Annotated in this window: 8 protein-coding genes; all 8 read right to left on the bottom strand. The window is 34.9% G+C overall.

Annotated features, from left to right (window positions below; genetic code table 11):
- A partial coding sequence (locus WKI77_RS03255) for an IS607 family transposase (protein ID WP_337860399.1) occupies positions 1-482 on the bottom strand: 482 nt, incomplete at its 3' end.
- A gap of 168 nt (positions 483-650) precedes the next feature.
- Positions 651-2,141, bottom strand: a complete 1,491-nt coding sequence (locus WKI77_RS03250; protein WP_337860398.1) for an aldehyde dehydrogenase family protein — start codon at positions 2,139-2,141, stop codon at positions 651-653.
- Between the two features lie 76 nt (positions 2,142-2,217).
- Positions 2,218-2,622 (bottom strand): SCP2 sterol-binding domain-containing protein, encoded by a 405-nt coding sequence (locus WKI77_RS03245; protein ID WP_337860397.1) that lies wholly within the window; start codon positions 2,620-2,622, stop codon positions 2,218-2,220.
- Positions 2,623-2,701: 79 nt separating this feature from the next.
- The gene (locus WKI77_RS03240) at positions 2,702-4,243 is read right to left on the bottom strand and encodes a thiamine pyrophosphate-binding protein (RefSeq protein ID WP_337860396.1); all 1,542 of its coding nucleotides are present in this window, start codon (positions 4,241-4,243) and stop codon (positions 2,702-2,704) included.
- Positions 4,240-5,178, bottom strand: coding sequence for an NAD(P)-dependent oxidoreductase (locus WKI77_RS03235; RefSeq protein ID WP_337860395.1), 939 nt, complete (start codon positions 5,176-5,178; stop codon positions 4,240-4,242). Before WKI77_RS03235 ends, WKI77_RS03240 begins: the two co-directional genes overlap by 4 nt.
- Before the next feature lie 153 nt (positions 5,179-5,331).
- Complete coding sequence (locus WKI77_RS03230) at positions 5,332-6,150, bottom strand: isoaspartyl peptidase/L-asparaginase (RefSeq protein ID WP_337860394.1); 819 nt, start codon at positions 6,148-6,150, stop codon at positions 5,332-5,334.
- 123 nt (positions 6,151-6,273) lie between these two features.
- Positions 6,274-6,810, bottom strand: a complete 537-nt coding sequence (locus tag WKI77_RS03225) for a DUF4382 domain-containing protein (RefSeq protein WP_337860393.1) — start codon at positions 6,808-6,810, stop codon at positions 6,274-6,276.
- Positions 6,811-7,228: 418 nt separating this feature from the next.
- The gene (locus WKI77_RS03220; RefSeq protein ID WP_337860392.1) at positions 7,229-7,537 is read right to left on the bottom strand and encodes a hypothetical protein; all 309 of its coding nucleotides are present in this window, start codon (positions 7,535-7,537) and stop codon (positions 7,229-7,231) included.
- Positions 7,538-7,595: the final 58 nt, after the last annotated feature.

Below are 7,595 nucleotides of genomic sequence, written 5' to 3'. Positions count from 1 at the left end.
TCTAATTGAGTATTCCCAACTTCAGAGATTACAATTATTTCAGTCCTGTATTTTTTGAATATATAGTTTAATAATTCAAATTCACTTCTGCTTAAACGGTTTTTATATGTTACAATAACTTTTTCAATCTTATTGTCCATAATCTGATCAAGCATTTCAAAGAATCCTTTTCTCTTTTCAAATGATATACCAGAAGCAATATCAGAATATATTGCATTAATAGTATAACCATTCATGAAACACGACTGCTTCATCTGATCTATCTGGTTCTGTATATCTGTTTTCTGTTTAGGTGATGATACACGTGCATATAGAACAGTTTTCCTCTTTACATCCTTGTTGAGGAGCCTGTATACATCTTCCTCATTGTAGTTGTACCTCTTATTTGGCATAACGGTATAATGAATCCTAACTGCTTTTGCATAGACATGAAGCGTCTTTCTGGATATCTGCAAGAGGCTAAGGACTTCGTTGGCTTTCATTGTTAATAATATACACATCACTAGTATATAAGATTATTGCTATAATTGATTATATAATTTCGGTTCCGGAAATTTGAATTTTATATGTGTTTTTATTATTCATTCCCACACATAAAATAAAAATTCCGAATTTAAATTTCATAGCACTGGAATATGTAAAAGATAATATCACTGAGATTTAATTAATATGCTGTATGCAACATCTGACATTCCAGACTCGTTGTTTCCATAGAATATGTGGCGTGTCTGTGTGTATTCCAGAATTCCTTCAAGCCCCAGTTCTCTGCCAATGCCACTTTTCTTAAAACCACCTCGCGGTGCGGCAGCAGAAAGCAAATGGTACTCGTTTATCCATACAGTGCCTGCGTTAATCATTGAAGCTACGCGGCCTGCACGTTTCACATCACTGGACCATATGCCTGCCGCAAGCCCGTATTTGGTGTCATTCGCCAGGCTTATTGCTTCCTCTTCGGTTCTAAATGGGTATACAGTGAGTACAGGCCCAAATATTTCTTCATCTGATATTTCACTTCCTGCTTTTATGCCTGATATCAATGTTGGTGGGAAGTATATACCTTTATCAGGCATTCCTTCCATTTTCTTTGAATAAAATACTTTTCCGCCTGCCCTGACAGTTTTTTCTATCATTACTTCAATTTTTTCTCTCTGTTCGGGTATTGTTATGGCACTGATATCTGTATCAAAATCCATGGGATTTCCTGATTTAAATGCATTGAGATGGCCTTCTATTTTTGATAAAAATGTTTGCGTTATGCTTTCTTCCACGATAAGCCTGCTGGCAGATTCGCATAATTGCCCTGAATTCAGGAATATCCCAAATATTATCCCTTTTGCTGCATGATCGAGATCAGCATCGGAAAAAACTATATTTGGTGATTTGCCTCCCAGCTCAAGGGTAACCTTTTTAATATTTTTTGCTGCTTTTTGCATTACCATGGACCCTGTTGATGTGGAGCCTGTGAAACTGATCATATCAATATTGTCGCTTTCTATAAGATAATTTCCAGTACTTTTACCGGTCCCATTAATGAGATTAACAAGCCCATCTGGAAATCCTGCAGTTTTAATATCTTTGACCAGCTCCATAGCTGTTAGCGGAGTATAGTGTGATGGTTTTATCACAACAGCGTTTCCAGCCAGTACAGGAGGTATTATTTTCCATACTGCCATTAAAAATGGAACATTCCATGGTGCAATTGATGCTACAACTCCCATTGGTGCATTCTGTATTATTCCTTCAGTGCCGGGATATTCTGGATGTGTAATTTTTCGCTGGAATTGAAATTCATTTGTTTCTGCAAAATATCTAATATGGGATATGGCAACTGGTATATCCATAAATGTGCTTTGTCTGATAGTTTTTCCAGTATTTTTTGATTCCAGCTCAGAGTATAAATCTGCTTTTTCCTGAACTATATCTGCAAGTTTTTCTATCAATTTCTGCCTTGATTTAATATCTGATGAAATATAAAATTTATCAAAAGCATTTCTTGATGCCTGTATTGCCCTTTCCACTGTTTCCCTGCTGGAGTTTATTATATATCCAATTAAGGAACCATCAACAGGGCTCCTTACCTCCAGTTTTTCACCTTCTTTCTCTTCTACTCCATTGATAATATTTCCATATATACTATTCATAATTGCGCCTTCATAATAAAAATTTCAGCCAGTTTAGTTGGAAATTGTGGTATATAACTGGCAACGCGGCTGGAATTTAAAACTCCGTATCCACAAATTTTGCTGTATTTACCATTTCCTTCGCTGCATTTGTGTATCTCATTATTTTCATCATTGAGCCTTCAAGCTTGAATTTTCCAGTCATCAGGCCCTGAATTGGATCTATTTCACCTTTTATCAGTTTTACCCAGTTAGAATATTTTCCCATATATCTGAAAGTAGATTTTGGAACATCACTTTCTTCCTTTCCAGTTGCAGAATCAATACATTTGCCAGCCTTTAAATTTAGATAGAGGTACCATGTATCTTTATATAACTCATCAGGTTGAACCACCAGTGTTATTGAATCATCCCATGTTTTGCCAGCTTCCGCATAAGCGGAATTTGAGTTAAGCTTTTCCACATATTCTTTTGCCCATTCAGTACCAGGAAATTTTGCCATAATAAATATAACATAATAACCATATATTAACTTTGTTTTCAGAACGTTAAACCTGCAAGTAAAAATTATCGGAAAAAGTTTATAAAAATAGTTTCTCCGCAGCTTTTTCAGTATGGACAACCAGTACTTTTGGAACATCCCCCTCATGCAGCCACTGCATTTCGGACATATCCATACCTGCAGTCATTGTTTCAACTCCAAATCCTCTGGCTATCGATTCTATATCCAGATCGAGCTGGAAATAATCCTTTCCTTCCATATCCGGGTAATAACTTTTTGAAAAACTTTTCAGTATATTATATCCGCTATTATTGAGAACAAGAAATTTAACAGGTATATTGTATCGCTTTGCAGTCCATAATCCCTGCACCGAATACATAAACGCTCCGTCTCCGATAATTACCAGTGTCTTTTTGTTTTTTAGCCCTATTCCAAGGGATGCTGCCGTGGCCCAGCCAAGTTGCCCTGATTTTGCTGTGAAATATTTTTTGGATCCATAACCAAACGTTGCCCTCACATTTTCGGATCCAGATATGGCTTCATCAATTACAGTATAATCCGAAAATAATTTTTTAGCTTTAAAGAGAGTGTAATCAACACCACTTGTAATCCTCTGCCTGGCAATTTTATTTGGATACAGAAAATCTCTAGGCCGGGAATAATTGCCCTTCTTTTTTATCAGTTTTGCAGCTTCCCTCAAAAATATTTTGGGATTAACTATATAGGAAATGCCGGTTTTGTATGATATATCAGTTCCTACAAATATAACTTCTTTCCCGGGAAATGGCTGAGAAGGAAGATATGGATAGAAAGTAATATCACCACCAATGAAAATAATTAAATCATTGTTAAGGAATTTAAGGTTCATCAAAGTTGATGCAGGAAGCAGGTCACCGCCATACAGCTTGTTTTCTGTATTGAATGTTCCTCTGGATGCCAATGGCTCACTGTATACTTCAACACCAAGCTTATTTGCAAAATTTTCAGCCTCACTATAGGCATTGTAAACATCTATTTCATAACCAAATACAACAGCAGGATGGCTGGATTTATTTATTTTATCAGCAATTTCATAAATAGCCGCTGAATCGCTGAAATCTGTATTAACTGTAACATCGGAGAAATGAAGATTTTCAGCTTCATAATCCATCATGTCCATCGGCACTGATAAAAAAACAGGACCTCTTGGAGGTGTCATGGCAATTGCCTTTGCCCTTCTGAATGCAACAGGAATCTCAGATGGGTTTTTGATCTCATAGGAGTATTTTACAAGCCCGGATACGGTTCTCAATAAATCACCAGAAAGTATGGGATCATAAACTATGTGCCTGGTGTCCTGCTGGCCTGCAGTTATTACAACTGGTGACCTGTTCCATTTGGCTGTATTGATGAATGAAATTGCATTTCCAAGCCCGGGCAGAGAATGCAGATTAACAGCAGAAGCAGCATCACTGTACTGGGCATACCCATCTGCCATTCCAACTGCTATTGAATCATGCAGAGTGAGATAATAATTTTTAATGCCACGCAGCATTGGTATTTCTGTGGTTCCAGGATTGCCAAATACTGGATCGAGTTTCAGGGTGGTAAGAGTTTTTTCAAGTATTTCATATCCTTTCATAATTCATCCTCTACTCTATACAGTGGAACTATGCCCTGCGAATATCTTATAAGATTTCCAATTGTTTCTGTTATAAAGCGTTCCTGGCTTTCCATGGTCACACCTGCTATATGGGGCGAAAACAGTACATTTTCCAGATGGAACAGTTCAGATGATGTGTCTGGTGGTTCTTTTGAAAACACATCAATGGCTGCGTAGATATTTTTACTTTTTATGGCATTTACCAGAGCCTTTTCGTCCACAATTTCTCCTCTGGCTGTATTGATAAATATGGAATTTTCTTTCATTAATTTAAATCTATCTTCGTTAAACATTAATCTGGTATTTTTTGTTAAGGGTGTATGAACAGATATTATATCAGAAGCCTTTACCAGTTCATCAAGTTCAAGATATGTAATTCCATAAAATTCTTCATCCTTTGCAGGCAAACGGCGTGGATCATAATACACTATGCCGACATTGAAAGGGATTAATTTCTGTACAAGCTTTATTCCAATAGCGCCCATTCCGATAATGCCGAAAATTTTTCCCTGCAATTCTCTTGAATTGGTCAGAAGAGGCCAGTGCCCCGATCTGATCTGGGAATCAAAGGGAATAAAATTCTTCAGAAGTGCTAAAGTGCTCCCTATAACATGCTCTGCAACTGCATCCTTATTGGCAACGGGAACATTGCATAACAATAAATTCCTTCTTCTTGCTTCTTTAATGTCAACATTATTATAACCGGTACTTGCAACCTGGATATATTTTAATTCCGGGAATTTGTCCATTTCTTTTTTGCCAAATGGGGTAAAGGTTGTTATTACAACAACATCTGCATCATTTTTATCAAATTCTGTATCAGTAAGAATGTCTATGCCAGGCATTATCTGATCTACTGATTTCTTAATATTATTAAGATCTAGAAATGCAGGCAAAATTGCAACGGCTTTCATAATAATATAATGTTATGATAAATAAAAAAATTGTTAACTGGAAATTAGTACTGCGAATACCCGTTTATCGTTTTGAAGTTCTAATATTATTATAAAAGAGTACCACTCCATGTTTTTCCTGTATAAAAATTGCACTAATACGTAAAGATAAAGTCAATATTGTTGCATGCTGTATGCCATATCAGTATTGGAATATGCAAACTGCTCCTCTTCACTTATAGCTATTATTCCAGCGGAAACTTTGAATTTGTTTACTTCTTTTTTTACTATATCTGAAAGTTTTTCAGTTCCTATTGCTTCATATATCCTGTAGGATAGCAAACTTTTTGCTATTTCCTCACCTATGCCCGTAGCTACAACTGCACCCTTATTTCCTGCGAATATACCGGCACCTATTACTGGAGAGTCGCCAACACGCCCTCTCAGCATTGGAAAGCTTCCACCTGTGGAAACAGCTGCAGCGAATTTTCCATTTATCCTCGATACTGCACCGACAGTATCTTCAGAACTTTTAAACATAAATTGAAATTTTTCGGGAATTGTATTATTTTTTAATGATTCCTTAAATTTAATCATCATGTTTTTACTCTTCTCGGTTTCAGGATTATAATATTCATGGCCCATTTTCCTTGCAAATTCAGTTGCACCGTCACCACTGATCATGATATGAGGGCTTTTTTCCATTACATCCCTTGCAACAAGCACTGGATTTGAAACATTTTCTATACAGATAACAGATCCAAAGCCATTTTCTATCATAACTGCAGCATCCATCTGTATGGAGCCATCTATTCTTGGCACTGAACCGGTACCAGCATTAAATATAGAATTATTCTCCATTGCAACAACAGGTTTTATTGCCATATCTAAAGCAGTCCCGTTGTATATTATATTTGATAAAATTTCTTTTAGTACCGAGTTTAATGATGATGGGCTGCCCGCGCCTCCATGTATAACAACAATATTTTCCATTGAAGTAAATTATAATTACAATAATTAATATATTGTTTAGTAAAATTATGATAAATGAAATTCCTTTTAAACAGTAAAAATATATAAAATAAAAAAATAATTTAAATCAAAATTATTTTAAAATCAGTAAATTACATTTGCATTAACATTTCCAGACAATGATGAGGAGGAACTTATTAAATCAGTCATGTGAAAGTCCAGAACAAGTGTTGTTGATGCATGTGCGTGTATTGTGACTGCCTGCACTATTATATCTATTGGATGGTCAAAGTGTATGGTTGTGCTGGATGTTATTCCAATTGCATTCCAGTAAATGCTGGCACCTGTAACATTGATTATAACCTTGCTGTATGATTGTGCGTGAATACTAAGATTTCCGAGTATTGATGCGTTACTTGATAAGACTCCGAATATGTCTACTGATTTATTTATTGTATAATTGTGCCATCCACTTGTTGAATTATATAATCCAATAGAATGGATTGTAATATTGAAGTATGCTCCTGCCGCGTCCGGTGCATTTGCCGACATATTTGCTGGCATGGTATCAGCTACCTCAACTTTCATCGTCCCTGTTGTTTCATAATGGTAGCCGTAAAATCCTATACCACCTATTATTATTACTATTACTATTATTGATATTACTTTTAAACCTTTCATAAACAACATTAACTAAAATTGAGTATTTAACCTTAACGAATTTAGAAATTTATTGTATACGATACAACAGCAAAATTCAATATTCCATAACTTTTTTGATAATTTTAAATTAAAAATTATCCTGCAACTTATAACCTTATTGTATGTTTCTGATTGCCTGAATATATAATATACTCGAATATGAGAAAATATGGTACTAATGCTGTTAATAGATTATATTTCTACAATAAAATCGCTTTTAAAAATAACCATTAATCAGTTGCGTTGTTTTTATTGGTAAGCCAATCCGTTAATGGCATAAACTTAACAATTTTATTTCCAATTTTTTCCATAGGCCTGAAATCCCATGTTATTACAAATAAGTTATCGCAATTCAATTCTGATGAAGCTTTTAACAGAGAATCTATTTCTCTCTTTCTTATATATATATCATTGAAAATGCAAAAGTCACCTGTATTAGTTTAATGACATTTCTTCCTTTGCGTATAACAAAATCCACTTCATGGTTTCTATAATCCTTCATTGTAATTAATCCGTTATCGATTACAAATATTTTCTTAGGGGCCATTATAGATTCTTTAACTTTGAATGAAAATCTATCCACAGTAAAAATAATATAAGACTGGCTGAAATAGGAAATCCAGTTCTGTATTGTGCTTTTTCCAGTAATTTTTAGAACATTTCTTAATTTTGTATAACTTATTTCAGATGAATAATTTGTAATCATATATCGCAATAATTCCCTAATTTTTGATTTTAATTTTATACCATATATTTGAGAATTA

The organism is Ferroplasma sp. (assembly GCF_037442045.1).
Lineage (GTDB): Archaea > Thermoplasmatota > Thermoplasmata > Thermoplasmatales > Thermoplasmataceae > Ferroplasma.
This window is presented reverse-complemented; position numbering and strand designations above follow the sequence as displayed.

What these genes read in the sequence shown, in the direction of transcription:
- WKI77_RS03235 (WP_337860395.1), bottom strand. Translation starts at nt 5,178, where the DNA reads ATGAAAGCCGTTGCAATTTTGCCTGCATTTCTAGATCTTAATAATATT.
- WKI77_RS03250 (WP_337860398.1), bottom strand. Translation starts at nt 2,141, where the DNA reads ATGAATAGTATATATGGAAATATTATCAATGGAGTAGAAGAGAAAGAA.
- WKI77_RS03220 (WP_337860392.1), bottom strand. Translation starts at nt 7,537, where the DNA reads ATGATTACAAATTATTCATCTGAAATAAGTTATACAAAATTAAGAAAT.
- WKI77_RS03225 (WP_337860393.1), bottom strand. Translation starts at nt 6,810, where the DNA reads ATGAAAGGTTTAAAAGTAATATCAATAATAGTAATAGTAATAATAATA.
- WKI77_RS03240 (WP_337860396.1), bottom strand. Translation starts at nt 4,243, where the DNA reads ATGAAAGGATATGAAATACTTGAAAAAACTCTTACCACCCTGAAACTC.
- WKI77_RS03230 (WP_337860394.1), bottom strand. Translation starts at nt 6,150, where the DNA reads ATGGAAAATATTGTTGTTATACATGGAGGCGCGGGCAGCCCATCATCA.
- WKI77_RS03245 (WP_337860397.1), bottom strand. Translation starts at nt 2,622, where the DNA reads ATGGCAAAATTTCCTGGTACTGAATGGGCAAAAGAATATGTGGAAAAG.